This is a genomic window from Deefgea tanakiae, assembly GCF_019665765.1.
GTDB lineage: Bacteria > Pseudomonadota > Gammaproteobacteria > Burkholderiales > Chitinibacteraceae > Deefgea > Deefgea tanakiae.
The window spans coordinates 365,879-382,733 of the sequence record NZ_CP081150.1 but is presented as its reverse complement, the minus strand read 5'-3'; the positions used below and the strand labels follow the sequence as shown (position 1 = coordinate 382,733).

Sequence of the window (16,855 nt, the reverse complement as noted above, 5' to 3'; positions counted from 1 at the left end):
GGGCATAAGGGCCAAGGTTGTAAAGCAATCTTGGCCTTCTCTTTAGGAGCCACACACCATGGCGCAGAAATCTAAACTAGAGCAAGGCCTTGGGCTTGCTGCTTGGCTCTTCGCTAGTTTTGTTACGGGCGCCTTAGGAGGTCTAGCCTCTATGAATGCCGCAGGCTTCTATGGTCAACTTGTGCAGCCCTCATGGGCACCACCAGCATGGCTTTTTGGCCCAGTCTGGTCTTTGTTGTTTGTTTTGATGGGTATCTCTGCTTGGCTAGTCTGGCGCGAATATGGTTTTCGCGGTGCCTCCACAGCCCTAAAACTCTATGCCATACAATTGCTAGCCAACGCACTCTGGACTTGGCTGTTTTTCGCTTGGCAACTTGGCGCGCTGGCACTGCTAGAAATTGGTGTACTCTGGCTACTGATTGCCGCAACCATCGTCTCGTTCTGGCGGCTCAATCGGATTGCAGCACTCTTACTGCTGCCATACCTGACTTGGGTGAGTTTTGCCGCCGCGCTCAATTTCTCGTTATGGCGGCTAAATCCAGCAATTCTTAGCTGAGTTCACCTAGACCAGTATCAGTTGCTTAAAGCGAATTCTGATTTTCTGTGCATATTGAATCTTGACTCCACATAGCGCAAGCCAAAGGCCGAGCAACCCGTGCTTAGTCCTTATTGCTAGAACAGACTCAAGCGCCAAGACATCAACACCTTGCGCAACTCAGTCGATGAATGTCAATGAATAAAATGTGAGTAATATCTGCCTATCTCGTCTTAGGCAAATCATCCCACCGTGTCGTCCAGTACGGCGAAACCTTGTTTTGCCGCATTTTCCACCCATGGTTGAATCCTGCACTAGCGACCCGAATTGAGCCGCGTCCCCACTGGCGATTGATGTCGTCCATTACTTTATTTAGTGCGGCGCGTTTGATGGGGTCGGCGGTTTGTAGGAATAAATGCCCCTGTACCGCCGTTCGGGGTTGCAGGTCACAGAGCATCACGCCAGCTTTGGCGTAGGCAAACCCAGTTCGATAAATTCGCTTGAGTACCCACAGCGCGGCGCGGGTCAGCAGTAGCGTATCGTCACTGGCTTGAGTGAGTGGCACGAGAATGTGCTGACTGTATTGCGGGTCTTTGGGGCGGAATGGATTGCTGCGTATAAACACTGCTAAACTCCCCGCTACCGAGCCTTGTTTCCGTAGTTTTTCAGCGGCGCGAGCAATGTAGATGCTAATGGCTTCGCCCAATTCTTGTTCGGTATAGATAGCTTGGCCAAAGCTGCGTGAACACAGGATTTGCTGTTTGTCGGGTGTTGATTCTTCGAGTTCAATACTGGGTATGCCACGTAGTTCATGTACGGTGCGCTGCACGACGATGCTGTAGCGCTGCCGTATCTGGTCAGCGTTCGCTGTTCTCAAATCAGCAATGGTATGTATACCTTCTTGAGCCATTCTTTCTGATATTCTGCGACCAATACCCCAAACTTCACTTGCCGCTAAAGCTTGCATTTGTGCATCTTGCTGGCTGGGGCTGAGTTTCTGCCACTCGCACACGCTATTAAATCGTGCTTGTTTCTTAGCGATATGATTGGCGAGTTTGGCGAGGGTCTTGGTCGGCGCAATTCCAACGCAGACGGGTAAGCCTGTCCATTGCAGTACAGTGCTGCGGATTTCTTGCCCTAGTTCAGTATGGTCTTGCGGTAGTCCGTCAAAACTCAAAAAGCATTCGTCGATACTATAAATCTCTTGATTCGGACTAAAGCGGCTGAGTATGGTCATTACCCGATGGCTCATATCGGCATACAGTGCGTAATTGCTACTGCGAGCGATGATGCCTTCCTGCTCTGCAAAATCGCGTAACTGATGCCACGGCGCGCCCATTTTCACGCCCACTGCTTTTGCTTCTGCTGAACGTGAAATCACGCAGCCATCATTGTTCGATAACACCACCACAGGTTTGCCAATCAGATTGGGCTCAAACACCCGTTGGCACGATACATAGAAATTATTCACGTCGACCAAGGCAATCATCGCGGCCTCACTATCCACGCGGTCACTACGCCCCAAATCGACAACTCTTGTTCATCGCCCATAACGATGGGTGGATAGGCCAAATTCTCCGCAACCAGTGCCAAACGCTTGTTCCTGCAATACAACCGCTTCACAGTAAAATCACTGTCAATCACCGCCACGACAATATCGTCATGCTTGGCGCTCAAGGCACGGTCAACAATCAATGTTGCGCCATCGGGAATGGAGCGTTCTGCAATTGGGCTGACCATGCTGTCGCCTGAGACAGTAAAATAGAACGTCGCTTCGGCATGCTGAACATAGCGCAGGTTTAAATCGACGCGCTCTTCTGCCCAGTCTTCGGCTGGCGAGGGAAACCCAGCTGAAACGGAAACGCCCATCAAAGGTAACAACAGTAACTGGGGTTCAAGTGCGGCGGGAATCGGTGGATGCAAATGGAGTGACATGCCTTATCCTGAAATCATCTGAATCAGAACATTATAGAACGAACGTTCTTTGTTATGTGGGTAAACTATATTCCAATTCCTAAACGGTTAGTGCTCAGCCATTTTGCCGCTGGCGAACCGAAAGTCGACTGGCCTGATGAAGCCTGGCAAGACTACGCTGCGCCGAAAGTACAATAAAACTGCAGCACTACGCCATACATACTAAGAATGTATGAGCTACCAAGGCCACAGTGCGTGCAAGTGCCGATCCTAACTCTTACATTTGCTATTACATTTGCAAATCAGGATAAAAAAAAGGACCTAGCATTTCTGCTAAGTCCTTGATTTTACTGGTGGGCCTGCACGGACTTGAACCGTTGACCAAAGGATTATGAGTACCCTACTAGTCACTTTTATCAAGATTGATTCCAACATATAAAAATCGCCTTAAACCCATATAAAACATAGATTGCAGGCATTTTCGGTTACATGTATCCTTTGGTCTAATTTGATTTTAATTGATTGAAATAGACGAAATCGGGTTACATAGCGGTTACATGAGAAACCAAGGATGCCATGAGCAAGAAAAACTTTACCGCCCCGCGTGTACTTGCCTTTGAGTGCGAAGAAGGAAAGGCACAATCCTTTTTTTGGGATGCAGATACCGATGGGCTTGGTGTCCGTGTCACTGCATCAGGCGCAAAGTCCTATATTCACCAAGCAAAGCTAGATGGTAAGTCGATACGCACTACGATAGGTGATACCCGCGCATGGGCTTTGGATGATGCCAAAAAGAAAGCGCGAGAGTTGCAAATTGATATTGATAACGGCAAAGACCCGCGCCTAGTCAAGGAGTCGCGTATCAAAGCCAAGCTTGAACAGCAGGCCAGTCGCGAACGCGCCGAAGTAACCCTTGGCGATGTTTGGCCCGTCTACATTGCCGCCCGTAAACATCGCTGGAGCGATTTGTCATTGCGTGACCATCTACGCGCCGTGCAATTGGCTGGAGAGCCACACCGACGCACCAAAGGCGAAACCGTGGCCGCGCCGTTGGTGTCGCTGCTGGATTGCCGCCTGATTGATTTGAGCGCCGATAGAATCAAAACGTGGCTTGATGCCGAAACCGCAACACGCCCTTCTAGCGCCGCCCGTTGTTTCCGCTTGCTGCGTGGCTGTCTGAATTGGTGCGGTGAAGATGGTAGCCCCTACATTGGCCTTGCGCCTGTCGACGCGCACAGCGCCAAACGAGTGCGTGAAGCCGTGCCGAGCAATGGCACTAAGAGCGACTGCCTGCAAAAAGAAATGCTGCCAGCGTGGTTTGCTGCGGTCAAAATGCAGAGCAACGTTGTCGTGTCGGCCTATCTGCAAACCTTATTACTCACTGGCGCAAGAACGGGAGAGCTAATCAACCTGAAATGGGATGATGTGGACTTTCAATGGCTCACTCTCACCATTGGCGACAAGGTGGCAAAGCACGGCAAAAGCGCGACCGAGAAGCTAGACGCGACACGCACCATTCCACTGACTCCCTACGTTGCCAGCCTGTTGATTGGCTTGCCACGCCGCAATGAATTTGTATTCAGCAGTCCTAAATCAGCGACAGGCAAAATGACCGACCCGAACACAGCATTAACCTGTGCAGTCCAAACGGCAGGCTTACCCCATCTCACCGTGCACGGCTTACGCCGTAGCTTTGGCACACTGGCCGAGTGGACAGAAGCACCTGTTGGCGTTGTGGCGCAAATTGAAGGCCGCAAACCCACTGCCATTGCCGAGAAACACTACCGCCGCCGCCCAATTGATTTGCTGCGAATGTGGCATGTCAAAATCGAAGCTTGGATATTGGAGCAAGCAGGGATTAATTTTCAGGCTAATGCAGCACCAGCGGTGCTTAGGGTGGTGGCGTGATGGGACTTAAAAAAATTACTCGCAGAGTTGGCAGCAAGGGGCAGCATGAGAGTTTGCTAAAGTCCTATGTCTTTACGCCAGAATCCACCGATGAAACAAAAGAAATGGTGGCGCAGTTTAATGCTGAAAATGCACTGGACTTTCGATTTGCCAAGTTTGAACAGTTTTTCAAACAAAAGTTAATTGAGCAAGGCCTGCCATTGGAAGGTTTATCATTGGCAGATAAGCCCGACGACGCAGCAGTGTGTTGTGAAATGTTTGCTTTGTTTGTTGAAAAACACAATGTGAACGCCCGCTATTTTTCAGCTTTACAGGCAATTTTCTTAAGTCATCGGAAGACTATTTTTCTATCTCTTGGTGGGCTATTGCAAAGAATAGCGCCCGAAAATAAGACAGCTGATAATGCAGCAAAAGCCCTGCTGAACCTTCAAAGTGCAAAATTAGCTTATGAAGCTGGGAACATGGAAATTGCAATGAAGCACTTGCTGGGTGTTGTCGATGACATGCACTGTTGCGTGGTGGCTGATATGGAGCCGCGATGGCATGCAGGGAAGTCTCGCTCGATAGCGACCACTGAAGGCATGCAGGAGAGAAGTCATGCGATTGCGAAGATGAAAAAGTATGCACGGGATAAATTTTTCGTGACTAGACAACTCAAGTCGAACGACAAAAAAACCTATCAAGCCTTGGCTGATGCAATAAATTCCAAGTTTAAAGAAGATAAGCCACGAAAATGGGAAACGGTACGCGATTGGCTGAAGGGCTGGGTTGCAAGTGAACGTAGAAAAAGAAAAGAGCAGGTGAAAATATTTGGGTGAAATCGTTCTTTCTCACCCAAATTAAGATGAAAAAATCGTCCCGTACTTCAATTGATACGGAGCGATTGCAATGGAAAAAACTGTACTTTCAACGAATGAATATGCGGGTGTGCTGGGGAATAAGCCGCAAACAATTCTTAAAGGATATTGCCTTCATGGACACTATTTGGGAGTTAGGCCACTAAAGCTTCCGAATGGTCGCTTGCTTTGGCCACGCGCTGAAGTTGAGGCGTTACTGGTAGGGGCTGAAAAATGAAAAAGCGCCCCAGCAATACATCCAGCCAGAGCGCCCATACACACGGCCATTTTATACCAGAACAAGCCCGCCTGTTTTCTAATGATGAATTGCCAATAAAAGTTACATGGCCTAATCCAGATACGTGGCCTGAAAAAGTACTCCGTCTGTTATTGGCTGGTAACCATCTAACCCAACCCCAAATGGGTTTTGATTCTTGGCGGCTTGGCGCGCATATAAACGTCCTAAAAAAAATGGGTTTTCCAATTGTTAGCATGCCAGTTGCAAATCCAAATGGTGGGCGTTGTATTGCAGAGTATTTTTTCTCTGCTGCTGATATTGCTGTTTTGCGTGCCAGTAGAGGGCGAGGTGATTATGGCGGGTGATTGCCAATACTACGCCTTGAAAAAGCTAACTAACCCTGCCCAGCTAATGCAAACCGCAAAGCATAACCTGCGGGAATACCTTGCTGAGCTGGGTGCTGGTAGTCATATTGATGCGGGCAAAATTCAGAATAATCTGGTGCTGGCTGGTGCTGCAACGGCGCGGGGTGTAGTTGATATGCACCGTGAAACGCTGCAAGCCATTGAGATAAGCAAGCTAAGAAAAGACGCTGTGCTGGCTGTCGAGTGCGTTATAAGCTTGCCAGCGAGTACCGCTATCGAGCTAGAGCCATTTTTTCGGGAGTGCTTGCAGTGGTTGCGTGAGTATTACGATTGCCCTGTGCTGAGTGCGGTGGTGCATGCAGATGAAGGCGCGCCCCATTGTCACTATCTCATCATGCCTTTAATAAACGGGAAAATGAATGGCAGCGACTTGGTGGGTAATCGCGCCAAACTGCGGCAAGTGCAAACTGATTTTCACAAAGCAATCGGGGATAAATACGGCTTAAAACATAACGGCGGGTTAAAGCTATCTAAACGGTTACGTGAAGCGGCGGCAAAGCGTGTGCTGCAAGTGTTGTGTGATGACCCTTTGGCGCTTAGCTTGCCTAATGTACGTTTGACCTTGTGTGACCTGATTGCGGGCAATCCAGCGCCAATATGCGACGCACTAGGCTTGGAGCTTGAAACAAAGCAGCCTCAATCACTCGTTGCATTGATGACAAGGCCAGTTTCAGACTCATAAAGCCTATAGGGTTTACTTTTTTTGTGAAATTACGAACTGCGTTACGTATAGAAATTCGCAATAGTGAACAAAAGTGCGCAAGCTTTACCTTGGTTGTTTTGCGTACTCTGAACAAGTGAACCCTATCCTGTGTAGGGTTCTAGTTTTTCACTTATTGTTATGGGTGGTGGATTGGAGGTGATGAAATGGCTGTAAATATTAAGGTGAAAGGTGACGCATTAAACAAGAATCTGGAGCTTGATTTTGATTGGGATATTGAGACAGGTGAAATTAGCGGCAAAGATGCCGAACATGCAAAGTTTTACCTAAAGAACTTTGGCGGTAAAAGGCTTGTTAAGGTATATCCTGATTGGTCGATACCTTGCCCGCCGCCGTATAAATCACTAGAAGGCATGGCAGGCGCGTTGTTTACGTTTTTTGATTTGCCTGACTGGTTGGCAGAGCATTTGACTCCGATACCAGACGATGACGATGAAGACGGCGATTTTATTGAAGAGGTTATTTATTGAGTGCTTTATGTGGATTTAGTAAAGGGATGAGTTATGGGCTGGCTAGCTTCACTATTTGGAAAAAAAGAAAAGCCTCAAGAGGAGGAATTCTCTACCGCTTACGTTATGAGGCAGGGGAAGAGTGTTGAGGCTGATGAGGTTTTTTTGGCTTGGTCTTCTGGTGATTTGGAGCGCATGCTAAAAGCTACTGAGTTAAAGGCTAATTTGGTGGATAGGCACTTTCTTTTGCAGACAATCGTTGCTTTGGCCTATAAGCAAAGAAAAGACGATAGGTTTATGCAAATTTGCTTGAAATATGCAGATTTTCATTTGAGGGAATTCCCTGATTTAGCTATCCCTCTGGCAGGTGAAGTTGCCTTGGCTGGTGAGGTAAAGGGGTATTTGCCGCGTGTAACTACTTTCCAATACTTCGCGACTGCATTAACTGAGGTTGGTCAGTTTGAAAAAGCGATTGAGGTCTGTGAACTGGCGCTAAGTTATGGATTGCATGATGGTACGGAGTCTGGCTTTGAAGGTCGAATGGCGCGCATTAAGAAAAAGGCGCTACAAAAAAAGACTTAGTGTGCTGGTTTCCCCCCTTGGGGCATTGAGTTTGTTTTGAGAAAGTGAGCCCACCTTTGATGGTGGGTTTTTCTATTTGTTTTTATTTTTAAATAGGTTTTGACTATTCTGTTTGTTTTGAATCTATTCTTTCAATTTAATTCAGAAAGTGAGAAATAACGGAGAAATGACGGCAAATTGACTAGGCGGCGCTAGATGAGGTTGTAAGGTATGGGCGGGGAAAGATAACCAAAGTGACCTTGGGTAACTTAAAAAGGCTTGTAACTTCGCTAGCTAAAAAGTTGTGCAAAGTTGTATCGGACAAGCAAAAAGAGAGGGTGATTTTAATTCGCGCCCAAACTTGTCTAAATCTTGCCTTTGCCAAACCAAAAAAAGCATTCGCTGAATATTTAGAGAGAAATAAGGCTGAGTTTCTGTAGCCCCTAAAAGAGAAGTCTTTTTATGAAATCGGGTTACATAGCGGTTACATGAAAACTGGCAGGCAAAAAAAAGGACTCAGCAATTAAGCTAAGTCCTTGATTTTATTGGTGGGCCTGCACGGACTTGAACCGTGGACCAAAGGATTATGAGTCCTCTGCTCTAACCAACTGAGCTACAGGCCCGAAAGGGTTGCTATTCTACTGTTCGCTGGCATTATTTTCAATGAAACTCTTCAATCTTTCTGAACGAGTTGGATGGCGCAGCTTACGTAGTGCCTTGGCTTCAATCTGACGAATACGCTCACGCGTTACGTCAAATTGCTTACCAACCTCTTCGAGCGTGTGATCGGTGCTCATATCAATACCAAAACGCATACGCAATACTTTTGCTTCGCGTGGTGTTAAGGTATCCAGCACTTCTTTGGTCGCTTCGCGTAGGCCAGCATAAACAGCAGCATCGGCAGGTGCCATATTATTGGCATCTTCAATGAAGTCACCGAGGTGCGAATCATCATCATCACCAATTGGTGTTTCCATTGAAATAGGTTCTTTGGCGATTTTCAAAATCTTACGGATTTTGTCTTCCGGCATTTCCATGCGCTCTGCCAATTCTTCTGGCGTCGCTTCAACACCCGTTTCTTGCAGGATTTGACGCTGGATACGGTTCATTTTGTTGATCGTTTCGATCATATGCACCGGAATCCGAATCGTACGCGCTTGATCAGCAATCGAGCGAGTAATCGCCTGACGGATCCACCAGGTTGCGTAGGTCGAGAATTTGTATCCACGACGGTATTCGAATTTATCAACCGCTTTCATCAAACCGATATTACCTTCTTGAATCAAATCCAAGAATTGCAAACCACGGTTGGTATATTTTTTCGCAATCGAGATCACGAGGCGCAAGTTGGCCTCGATCATTTCGCGCTTAGCGCGTTTCGCTTTTGCCTCACCCGTCGACATATGACGACTGATTTCTTTCAACTCACGAATATTCAAGCGAGCAGCTTCTTGCAGCTCATTGAGCTTTTGTTGCTGCTCCATGATCGCATGCTTGTAGCGGAACATGATGCCGGAATAGTTTTTCTCGGCGGCGATTTCTTCTGGCACCCACGTCAAGTCCGTTTCACGACCTGGGAAGGTTTTAATGAAGTAATCGCGCGGCATGCCAACGCGACGAGTACACAAGTCCATGATTTGACGTTCATGCGTGCGAATGTCGTCCACCATGCCACGCAAAACGTCACATAACGATTCAACTTGTCGCGCAGAAAAGCGAATTTTTTGAAATTCAATCGCAATTGACTGCTGCAACAAAATATAAGTCGGTGAAGAAGTGCCATGATCAATCAAGGCTTCTAACATCCGGCCGTACAAATCATTGATGATTTCGAAATGTTCGCGAGCTTGTGTTTTTAGCAGTTCAAGATTAGCACTCGCAGCCGCGGCACCGCCGTCATCTTCAGCTTCGTCTTCATCGGCGTTTTCTTCGAGCACCGCATCTGGATCAGGTAGATCCAATGCAACTTCTTCTTCAGCTTCAACGGCGTTTGGATCGATAAAACCGTCAATCACGTCATCAATGCGGATTTCATCATTCAAGCCACGCTCAACCAAGTCAATAATTTGGGCAATCGTGGTTGGGCACGCTGAAATCGCAGTGATCATGTGACGGAGGCCATCTTCGATTCGCTTGGCGATTTCAATTTCGCCTTCACGCGTCAAGAGCTCAACCGTACCCATTTCACGCATATACATACGCACAGGGTCAGTTGTTCGACCAAAGTCAGCATCAACTGAAGATAAAGCGGCTTCAGCTTCTTCGGCTGCGTCCTCGTCTGCTACCCGTGCAGGCGCATCCGACATCAACAGATCTTCGGCGTCAGGCGCTTCATCATAAACTTGGATCCCCATATTGGAGATCATGCTGATGATGCCCTCGATTTGCTCGGCGTCGAGCATATCTTCAGGAAGATGGTCGTTAATCTCGGCGTACGTGAGGTAACCACGTTCTTTACCAAGGACGATGAGTGTCTTGAATTTGGCTTTGCGCTCTTCAGGATCGAGCTTTACCTCGCCTGATTTTCCGCCGTTCGCGTCAAGATTTTCTTTGTTTAGTTTTTGATCTGCTGCCATGACTCTGCTTATGTGTCTAGCAAAACCGAGAATTATACCAGACATTGAAGGGTTTTGTCCCCAATGCCGGAAGTGAAGCACCTTAACGGCCACCTCACTTGGCTAATGGCGCAATAAAAGCGCCAGATATTCTTGCGATTCCTCGTCCGTCAAACCTCGACTGGCAGACAGGATGTCCAACTCTTCTTTCCGACTCAGTGTAGACCCTAGCGAAAAATTTTGCGTAGCGGCCAACAATGAATTAGCGATTTCTACCTGCAAATCCTCTTCGTCAAACTTTTCAAATAAAGCGCGCTGCTCACTAAAAAACCGACTCAAACGAGAATAATTAGGCAACTCACGACAACGCGCCAACAACTCCACGCCTTGCAAATCAGGCGCTTGGCGCGCAATAGTAAATACCGCACGAGCTAAACCGTGCAAACCCTCAACCGGCCACGTCAACTCGACAGGCTCTTGCCCCAACAAAAGTGAAGGGCGAAACAAAACCAACTCCAACGCTCGTGACACCGGATCATATTGACCCGCTGGTTTTAACCTTGGTCGTGGCTCCTCCATATTCCAGCCCTTGCCCTTGCCACGCTTATATCCACCACCACGACTAAACGGCTCTCGCCGAGTTGACTTGGCTTGCTGCCACTGCTGCGGCACCTGCCAATCTGCCATTTCTGGCTCAACACCCCAATCAGACGGAGCTTCAAGCACTTTTGGCGCTGACGCAACAGCCTGCAAAGAGGCAAACTCAGCGCTCGATAATTGGCACATTTCCGCCAAGCGTTTACCAATCATCAATTTCAATATGGGGGCTTGTGTCAATTCATCAAGATAGGGGCGTGCAATATGTACCAAACGCGCCCGACCCTCTTCCATTGTTAAATCAACTTGCCCTGCCAATTCTTTTAATAAGTACTGCGACAAAGGCAGGGCCGACTCGGCAATTAATAATTCAAACTGCGCTTTACCAAACGCCTGCACATAGGAATCAGGATCATGCTCAGCAGGTAAAAACAAGAACTTCAACTCTTTGCCGTCTTTCACCTCAGGCAGGCTATTTTCTAGCGCACGCCATGCTGCCCTGATACCGGCTTTATCGCCATCAAAACCAAACACCACTTCATCGGCCAGCTTAAGTAATTTACGCACATGCTCTGGCGTACAAGCCGTCCCCAAGGACGCAACCGCGTACTCAACACCATGCTGATGCAACATAACCACGTCCATATACCCTTCGGCAACTAGCACGCGGTTATGATCACGAATGGCAGTGCGCGCCTGTGGCAAGCCATACAACTCACGCCCTTTAGTAAATACCGGCGTTTCTGGCGAATTCAAGTACTTAGGCTCACCCTGCCCCATCACACGACCACCAAAACCAATGACTTGACCGCGCTGATTGATAATCGGAAACATCACTCGTTCACGAAAACGATCATAGCGACGTTTTGATTCTTCTTTATCAATCACCAAGCCGGCTTCGGCCAAAATGGAATTCCAATCATAATCTGGGTATACCGCCTTAAGCGGCTGCCAGTCATCACCACCAGGCGCATACCCCAATCCAAACTTGGCGGCTGTCTTGCCCTCAACGCCACGCCGTTTAAAGTAGTCAATCGCAGCAGGCGCGGTCTTTAGTTGTGCGCGATAAAAATCAAAAGCCACCTTTAAAACATCGTAAATGCCGGGTGCTTTTTTCTGCTCTTCAGTGACGGGCTTATCTGAAACAGGCACTTGCATCCCAACCGATTCAGCCAGTTGCCGCACCGCCTCAGGAAAACTCAAGGCCTGATGCTCCATCACAAAAGTCAGCGCCGAACCATGCACACCACAACCAAAACAATGATAAAACTGCTTGGTTTGACTTACCGTAAATGACGGAGATTTTTCTTTATGAAACGGGCAGCAGGCCATGTAATTTTGGCCTGCTTTTTTAAGCGGCAGATAGCGCTCAACCACGTCGACAATATCAACGCGGTTTAATAAATCCTGAATAAAATCATCGGGAATGAGCGCCACTTAATGCCTCAAAACAGTTACAGATTAAGCCATCCGCGCTTTAACTAATTTGCTCACTTCAGCCATATCAGCACGCCCCGCCAATTGCGGCTTGATCTCTGCCATAATTTTACCCATTGCCGCAGCAGTGGCGCCGTGCGTTGCAATTGCGGCATCTAAAATCACATTAATTTCATCAGCACTGAGTTGTTGTGGCATATATTCAATGAGCACCACGACTTCCGCTTTTTCTTTATCCGCTAAGTCTTGACGATTGGCTGCCTCAAACTGCGTAATACTATCTTTGCGTTGTTTCAGCATTTTGTCGATGATGGCCGTAATTGCCGCATCATCAAGCTCAATCCGCTCATCCACTTCGCGCTGTTTCATCGCGGCCAGCAACAAACGAATTGTACCCAAGCGGTCTACTTGCTTTTCTTTCATCGCCGTTTTCATATCAGCGGTAATACGGGCTTTTAATGACATTGCGCCTCCTTAAAGCCACCCATCCAACAACTTAGCATCGCTTGGCGCGTGTGCAATATTTACACTGCAGAGCCCAGGCCGCGACGAGCTAAGGTATGTTTAGGCCATACTTTTTGATTTTTAGAAAAAACAAAAGGCCGCCTAGGCGACCTTGAGTACAAACAACAGCAAGCAAACTCTTAGTAGAGTTTAGCTGGCAATTGTTGGCTACGCAGACGCTTGTGTTGACGCTTAACAGCGGCAGCAAGCTTGCGTTTACGTTCTGCAGTTGGCTTCTCGTAGAATTCGCGTGCACGAAGGTCAGTGAGGAGGCCAGTCTTTTCAACAGAACGCTTGAAGCGGCGCATCGCTACTTCGAACGGCTCGTTTTCTTTAACGCGTACGGAAGGCATTAGTCGAATCCTAGTAAACATAAAACTTCAGCCCCGCCTGAGAAACCTCAGCGCAGACTAAAGATTGGAAAGGGTGTGATTATCCTAGAATAATTAGCCAATGTCAAAAGGAATACACACGAAGGTCTTCCGTGTTGCTTCCATGCCCGTTACCATAGTGGCATTATTGGGCAAAAACACGAGCATAATCATGTTGGTACTGGGCATTGAATCTTCTTGCGACGAAACAGGCGTTGCGCTTTACGATAGCGAAGCGGGTCTGCTTGCCCATCGTTTGCATACCCAAATCGCCATGCACAGTGAATACGGCGGTGTTGTACCTGAACTCGCATCGCGCGACCATATTCGCCGTGTTCTGCCTCTCACCGAAAGTTGCTTAGCAGAAGCCGGCAAACAGCTTGCCGATATTGATGCAATTGCCTACACCGCAGGTCCCGGCTTAGCGGGCGCACTCCTAGTAGGCGCATCGGTTGCCAATGCCATGGCGTTTGCGCTCGGTAAACCCACCATTGCCGTTCATCACCTCGAAGGACATTTGCTATCACCTTGCTTGGCCGAACCCGCCCCCGCATTTCCATTTGTTGCGCTACTAGTTTCCGGCGGACATACACAACTGATGGCAGTGCATGGCGTAGGACAATACGAATTGCTCGGCGAAACGGTTGATGATGCTGCGGGCGAAGCCTTTGATAAATCAGCTAAGTTATTAGGGCTTGGCTACCCCGGCGGCCCGGCACTGTCAAAATTAGCCGACACAGGCGACGCAAATCGCTTTACTTTACCGCGCCCGATGCTGCACACGCCAAACTTAGATATGAGTTTTTCTGGCCTCAAAACGGCGGTTCTCAATTTGGTTACGCAACAATCGCCACTCGACGACACCACGCGCGCTGATATTTGCGCCGCATTTCAAGCAGCCATCGTCGAGGTATTACTTAAAAAATCGCTCAAAGCACTCAAGCAAACTGGTATGAAAAGATTGGTGATTGCAGGAGGCGTTGGCGCTAATCGGCAATTGCGAAACGCACTCGATGATGCCGCCAAGAAACGCGGCTTTGAAGTGTTTTACCCGCCACTGGAACTCTGTACCGACAATGGCGCAATGATTGCCTATGCGGGCGCGCAGCGTTTAAGCGAGCGCCAAACGGCAGGTTCTTTTGCCGTGAAACCACGCTGGGACTTAGCCAGCCTCAGTAGCACTTAATAGGTATATTGTTGCAGCCATTAAATTTAAATACCCAGCGGGAAATACCCATAGAAAAACCCGCCGTAGCGGGTTTTTTATTCTCAAGCCGATCAATGTACGATTGTTAAATCACATCAAAAGATTCTTCAACACGACCCGGCCAGGTCAACCGCAAATGATCACCACGTTGAATTTGACCAACACCTTCTGGCGTTCCGGTATAAATCAAATCACCCGCCTGCAAGGTGAATTTACTTGAAATCCATGCAATCAAAGTCGCAACATCAAACGCCATCAAGCGCGTATCCGCCGACTGACGCAACTCACCATTGATATGCAAGGTAAATTGCAACTGGGTCGGGTCAATATCACCCGCTGCAACGAATTGAGTCAGCACGGCGGCGCCGTCAAAACCCTTGGCCAAAGTCCAAGGCGAACCCGTCTTTTTGGCTGCAGCCTGCACATCACGTGCAGTTAAATCCAAGCCCAAGGCATAGCCAGCAACATGCTTTAACGCATCGGCTGGCGCAATATTTTTACCGCCCTCAGCAATCGCCACCACCAACTCTAACTCGTGATGCACATTTTCTGACCATGACGGTAATACCACTGGTGAGCCGGACTGGAGTACAGCCGAATTCGGTTTAATAAAAACCACCGGCTCACTCGCAATCACCGACCCCATCTCCGCCGCATGCGCTACAAAATTTCGCGCAACGCAAAAGATATTATTAATGCGCAAGGTCGTCTCTGCAATTTTTAACTCTGCCATCATCAATTCCAATTATTAATACAAAAAGCGAATGGGTATAGGCACGAATACATTAAGAATCAAAGGCTACGCTCACATACATTAAAATCATGCAACCCACTGAGAAATACTAAATAGCAAAATCACAGCCAACCACAAAATAGCCGAGCGCCACACCAGCGCAACCGCACTGGCTAGATAATCTCGATTCGCCGATTCACCAACACCCAACTCAGGACGATACTTCACCGTATGATCTTGATGCAGCGCCTCACCCAAGCGCACTCCCAAAGCGCCGGCAGCCGAAGCCAGCAAAATACCGTAATCTTGATCCATCCACTGCTGCGCCTGCGAGCGCCAGCAATAAACTGCATCTTCAAAATTACCAACAATTGCAAATGAAATAGCTGCCAAACGAACCGGCACAAAATCCAAAACATCCATGACGGCATCAGCAAAGCGGCCAAACATATCACCATGCCCGCCCCATTTTTGCTGCAACAAGCACGCCGCACGATAGGCAACCGCCCCAGCGGGACCGACCAACCATGCCAAAGCAACAAACCAAAAAATAGTACCGAACACATAGCGATAAGAATCAATAATACCCTGCTCAATCGTTAAGCGCGCCACTTCATCTTCACTCAACTCGGACGTAGACTGCCCCGTCCAATCGCCCAACATAGAACGTGCAGCGTCCAAATCCTCCGCCTGTAGTGATTTCGATATTTTGGTAAACGCATGACTAAATTGACGAAAGCCCATCGTCAAATACAATGTCAACACACTCCACAGCATTGCAAACGCAATATTATGCTGCATCAAAAACCAATACCCACCCGCTGTCAGCGCCACCAAAGGCACCACCGCAATCAACCACGCATAAACACCGTTGCGATACTCACCGGCATTGAGGTTTCGTCCCATGCCATTGGCAGTACGAATAAAACCAAGATAGAGCGGATTACGACTACTAATCGGCCGGATTTGCTCAAGCAGCAAAGCTAAAATTAGCGACAAAATACTCATAAACTTAATTTCCCAATTACGCTCGAACCAAAAAAATCAGCCCGCAGCCACACATCCATTAGGTTTCAAAGATAACATAGAGCCCGAGTGAGCAGAAACAATAACAACACCACTTGAAAAAGCACGCCACAGTGCCATATCGTCTGTACGCCAACCCAACCGGAGATTCACATGGAACATCAACTACCTACCCTGCCTTATGCACAAGATGCGCTGGCACCATTTATGTCTGCAGAAACGCTGTCATTTCACTACGGCAAACACCACCAAACTTATATCACCAACCTCAACAACCTGATCAAAGGCACTGAGAACGAAAGCAAATCGCTCGAAGAGATCGTTAAAACAGCACCAGCTGGTGGTTTGTACAACAATGCAGCACAAACTTGGAACCACACTTTCTTCTGGTTTGGCTTTGCACCGAATGCAGCTGGCGAAGATCGCGCACCTGCTGGCGCATTGGCAGATGCCATCGCAGCAAAATGGGGCTCTTTTGATGAATTCAAAAAAGCATTCAACGCCTCAGCTGCTGGCAATTTTGGCTCTGGCTGGACTTGGTTGGTAAAAAAAGCCGACGGCTCACTGGATATCGTTAACACTGGCGCAGCAGGCACACCACTGACAACAGCAGACACTGCATTGCTGACCTGTGACGTTTGGGAGCACGCTTATTACATCGATTACCGCAACAGCCGCCCGAACTACCTTGAAGGCTTCTGGAAGCTGGTTGACTGGAATGTGGTTGCTGCACGCCTAGCAGCATAAGTCACACAAGAAAGCGGGCCTTCTGTCAGCTTTTTCCAACGCAGATCAAAAAGACGACATTCAGTCGTCTTTTTTTTATTTTCCAAATTAC

General features: G+C 48.1%; 18 protein-coding genes, 1 tRNA gene and 1 pseudogene. 11 read left to right on the top strand and 9 right to left on the bottom strand.

Features of this window, described 5'->3' with window-relative positions; all coding sequences use genetic code 11:
* Positions 1-58: 58 nt before the first annotated feature.
* Positions 59-556, top strand: coding sequence for a TspO/MBR family protein (locus K4H28_RS01835; protein WP_221006573.1), 498 nt, complete (start codon positions 59-61; stop codon positions 554-556).
* A gap of 202 nt (positions 557-758) precedes the next feature.
* Here the strand turns inward: K4H28_RS01835 and K4H28_RS01830 are convergent, their stop codons facing one another.
* Positions 759-2,042: a Y-family DNA polymerase gene (locus tag K4H28_RS01830; RefSeq protein WP_221006572.1), complete on the bottom strand. Its 1,284-nt coding sequence runs from the start codon at positions 2,040-2,042 to the stop codon at positions 759-761.
* Complete coding sequence (locus K4H28_RS01825) at positions 2,021-2,470, bottom strand: LexA family protein (RefSeq protein WP_221006570.1); 450 nt, start codon at positions 2,468-2,470, stop codon at positions 2,021-2,023. Before K4H28_RS01825 ends, K4H28_RS01830 begins: the two co-directional genes overlap by 22 nt.
* A 54-nt stretch (positions 2,471-2,524) precedes the next feature.
* Here K4H28_RS01825 and K4H28_RS16670 point away from each other — a divergent pair, with 54 nt between their 5' ends.
* The 8 genes from K4H28_RS16670 to K4H28_RS01790 all read left to right on the top strand — a co-directional run bounded on the left by K4H28_RS16670 (position 2,525) and on the right by K4H28_RS01790 (position 7,608).
* Positions 2,525-2,647, top strand: coding sequence for a hypothetical protein (locus tag K4H28_RS16670; protein ID WP_255573586.1), 123 nt, complete (start codon positions 2,525-2,527; stop codon positions 2,645-2,647).
* Positions 2,648-3,025: 378 nt separating this feature from the next.
* Positions 3,026-4,357, top strand: a complete 1,332-nt coding sequence (locus tag K4H28_RS01820; protein ID WP_221006568.1) for a tyrosine-type recombinase/integrase — start codon at positions 3,026-3,028, stop codon at positions 4,355-4,357.
* Positions 4,354-5,175 (top strand): hypothetical protein, encoded by an 822-nt coding sequence (locus tag K4H28_RS01815; RefSeq protein WP_221006567.1) that lies wholly within the window; start codon positions 4,354-4,356, stop codon positions 5,173-5,175. The genes K4H28_RS01820 and K4H28_RS01815 overlap by 4 nt, the downstream gene beginning before the upstream one ends.
* A gap of 70 nt (positions 5,176-5,245) precedes the next feature.
* Positions 5,246-5,431 (top strand): hypothetical protein, encoded by a 186-nt coding sequence (locus K4H28_RS01810; protein WP_221006565.1) that lies wholly within the window; start codon positions 5,246-5,248, stop codon positions 5,429-5,431.
* Positions 5,428-5,796 carry a hypothetical protein gene (locus K4H28_RS01805; protein ID WP_221006564.1) on the top strand — a complete coding sequence of 123 codons (369 nt, stop codon included), beginning with the start codon at positions 5,428-5,430 and terminating at the stop codon, positions 5,794-5,796. Before K4H28_RS01810 ends, K4H28_RS01805 begins: the two co-directional genes overlap by 4 nt.
* Positions 5,762-6,538, top strand: coding sequence for a plasmid recombination protein (locus K4H28_RS01800; protein ID WP_221006563.1), 777 nt, complete (start codon positions 5,762-5,764; stop codon positions 6,536-6,538). The genes K4H28_RS01805 and K4H28_RS01800 overlap by 35 nt, the downstream gene beginning before the upstream one ends.
* A gap of 185 nt (positions 6,539-6,723) precedes the next feature.
* Positions 6,724-7,047: a hypothetical protein gene (locus K4H28_RS01795; RefSeq protein ID WP_221006562.1), complete on the top strand. Its 324-nt coding sequence runs from the start codon at positions 6,724-6,726 to the stop codon at positions 7,045-7,047.
* Between the two features lie 33 nt (positions 7,048-7,080).
* A complete protein-coding gene (locus K4H28_RS01790; RefSeq protein ID WP_221006561.1) occupies positions 7,081-7,608 on the top strand; it encodes a hypothetical protein in 528 nt (175 codons plus the stop codon).
* A 525-nt stretch (positions 7,609-8,133) separates the two neighbouring features.
* Here K4H28_RS01790 and K4H28_RS01785 read toward each other — a convergent pair.
* The 5 genes and pseudogenes from K4H28_RS01785 to rpsU all read right to left on the bottom strand — a co-directional run bounded on the left by K4H28_RS01785 (position 8,134) and on the right by rpsU (position 13,033).
* Positions 8,134-8,210: transfer RNA gene (locus K4H28_RS01785), tRNA-Ile, on the bottom strand.
* Positions 8,211-8,225: 15 nt separating this feature from the next.
* Positions 8,226-10,163 carry an RNA polymerase sigma factor RpoD gene (gene rpoD, locus K4H28_RS01780; RefSeq protein WP_221006560.1) on the bottom strand — a complete coding sequence of 646 codons (1,938 nt, stop codon included), beginning with the start codon at positions 10,161-10,163 and terminating at the stop codon, positions 8,226-8,228.
* A 750-nt stretch (positions 10,164-10,913) separates the two neighbouring features.
* Positions 10,914-12,176: pseudogene (gene dnaG, locus K4H28_RS01775) on the bottom strand (DNA primase); the annotation flags it as partial.
* Between the two features lie 24 nt (positions 12,177-12,200).
* The gene (locus K4H28_RS01770; RefSeq protein WP_221006558.1) at positions 12,201-12,641 is read right to left on the bottom strand and encodes a GatB/YqeY domain-containing protein; all 441 of its coding nucleotides are present in this window, start codon (positions 12,639-12,641) and stop codon (positions 12,201-12,203) included.
* Positions 12,642-12,820: 179 nt separating this feature from the next.
* On the bottom strand, positions 12,821-13,033 hold the full coding sequence (rpsU, locus tag K4H28_RS01765) for a 30S ribosomal protein S21 (protein ID WP_027469144.1): 213 nt from the start codon (positions 13,031-13,033) through the stop codon (positions 12,821-12,823).
* A 190-nt stretch (positions 13,034-13,223) separates the two neighbouring features.
* Between rpsU and tsaD the strand changes: the two genes are divergently transcribed.
* Positions 13,224-14,237 carry a tRNA (adenosine(37)-N6)-threonylcarbamoyltransferase complex transferase subunit TsaD gene (gene tsaD, locus K4H28_RS01760; protein ID WP_221006557.1) on the top strand — a complete coding sequence of 338 codons (1,014 nt, stop codon included), beginning with the start codon at positions 13,224-13,226 and terminating at the stop codon, positions 14,235-14,237.
* Positions 14,238-14,343: 106 nt separating this feature from the next.
* Here tsaD and K4H28_RS01755 read toward each other — a convergent pair whose 3' ends face one another.
* On the bottom strand, positions 14,344-14,994 hold the full coding sequence (locus K4H28_RS01755; RefSeq protein ID WP_308443467.1) for a fumarylacetoacetate hydrolase family protein: 651 nt from the start codon (positions 14,992-14,994) through the stop codon (positions 14,344-14,346).
* An 84-nt stretch (positions 14,995-15,078) separates the two neighbouring features.
* Positions 15,079-15,999, bottom strand: a complete 921-nt coding sequence (locus K4H28_RS01750; RefSeq protein ID WP_221006555.1) for a CobD/CbiB family protein — start codon at positions 15,997-15,999, stop codon at positions 15,079-15,081.
* A gap of 171 nt (positions 16,000-16,170) precedes the next feature.
* On the opposite strand from K4H28_RS01750, the gene K4H28_RS01745 reads away from it, so the two are divergent.
* A complete protein-coding gene (locus K4H28_RS01745; RefSeq protein ID WP_221006553.1) occupies positions 16,171-16,764 on the top strand; it encodes a Fe-Mn family superoxide dismutase in 594 nt (197 codons plus the stop codon).
* Positions 16,765-16,855: the final 91 nt, after the last annotated feature.

What these genes read in the sequence shown, in the direction of transcription:
- K4H28_RS01790 (WP_221006561.1), top strand. Translation starts at nt 7,081, where the DNA reads ATGGGCTGGCTAGCTTCACTATTTGGAAAAAAAGAAAAGCCTCAAGAG.
- rpsU (WP_027469144.1), bottom strand. Translation starts at nt 13,033, where the DNA reads ATGCCTTCCGTACGCGTTAAAGAAAACGAGCCGTTCGAAGTAGCGATG.
- K4H28_RS01795 (WP_221006562.1), top strand. Translation starts at nt 6,724, where the DNA reads ATGGCTGTAAATATTAAGGTGAAAGGTGACGCATTAAACAAGAATCTG.
- K4H28_RS01810 (WP_221006565.1), top strand. Translation starts at nt 5,246, where the DNA reads ATGGAAAAAACTGTACTTTCAACGAATGAATATGCGGGTGTGCTGGGG.
- tsaD (WP_221006557.1), top strand. Translation starts at nt 13,224, where the DNA reads ATGTTGGTACTGGGCATTGAATCTTCTTGCGACGAAACAGGCGTTGCG.
- K4H28_RS01745 (WP_221006553.1), top strand. Translation starts at nt 16,171, where the DNA reads ATGGAACATCAACTACCTACCCTGCCTTATGCACAAGATGCGCTGGCA.
- K4H28_RS16670 (WP_255573586.1), top strand. Translation starts at nt 2,525, where the DNA reads ATGTGGGTAAACTATATTCCAATTCCTAAACGGTTAGTGCTCAGCCAT.
- K4H28_RS01750 (WP_221006555.1), bottom strand. Translation starts at nt 15,999, where the DNA reads ATGAGTATTTTGTCGCTAATTTTAGCTTTGCTGCTTGAGCAAATCCGG.
- rpoD (WP_221006560.1), bottom strand. Translation starts at nt 10,163, where the DNA reads ATGGCAGCAGATCAAAAACTAAACAAAGAAAATCTTGACGCGAACGGC.
- K4H28_RS01770 (WP_221006558.1), bottom strand. Translation starts at nt 12,641, where the DNA reads ATGTCATTAAAAGCCCGTATTACCGCTGATATGAAAACGGCGATGAAA.
- K4H28_RS01755 (WP_308443467.1), bottom strand. Translation starts at nt 14,994, where the DNA reads ATGATGGCAGAGTTAAAAATTGCAGAGACGACCTTGCGCATTAATAAT.
- K4H28_RS01825 (WP_221006570.1), bottom strand. Translation starts at nt 2,470, where the DNA reads ATGTCACTCCATTTGCATCCACCGATTCCCGCCGCACTTGAACCCCAG.
- K4H28_RS01805 (WP_221006564.1), top strand. Translation starts at nt 5,428, where the DNA reads ATGAAAAAGCGCCCCAGCAATACATCCAGCCAGAGCGCCCATACACAC.
- K4H28_RS01820 (WP_221006568.1), top strand. Translation starts at nt 3,026, where the DNA reads ATGAGCAAGAAAAACTTTACCGCCCCGCGTGTACTTGCCTTTGAGTGC.
- K4H28_RS01835 (WP_221006573.1), top strand. Translation starts at nt 59, where the DNA reads ATGGCGCAGAAATCTAAACTAGAGCAAGGCCTTGGGCTTGCTGCTTGG.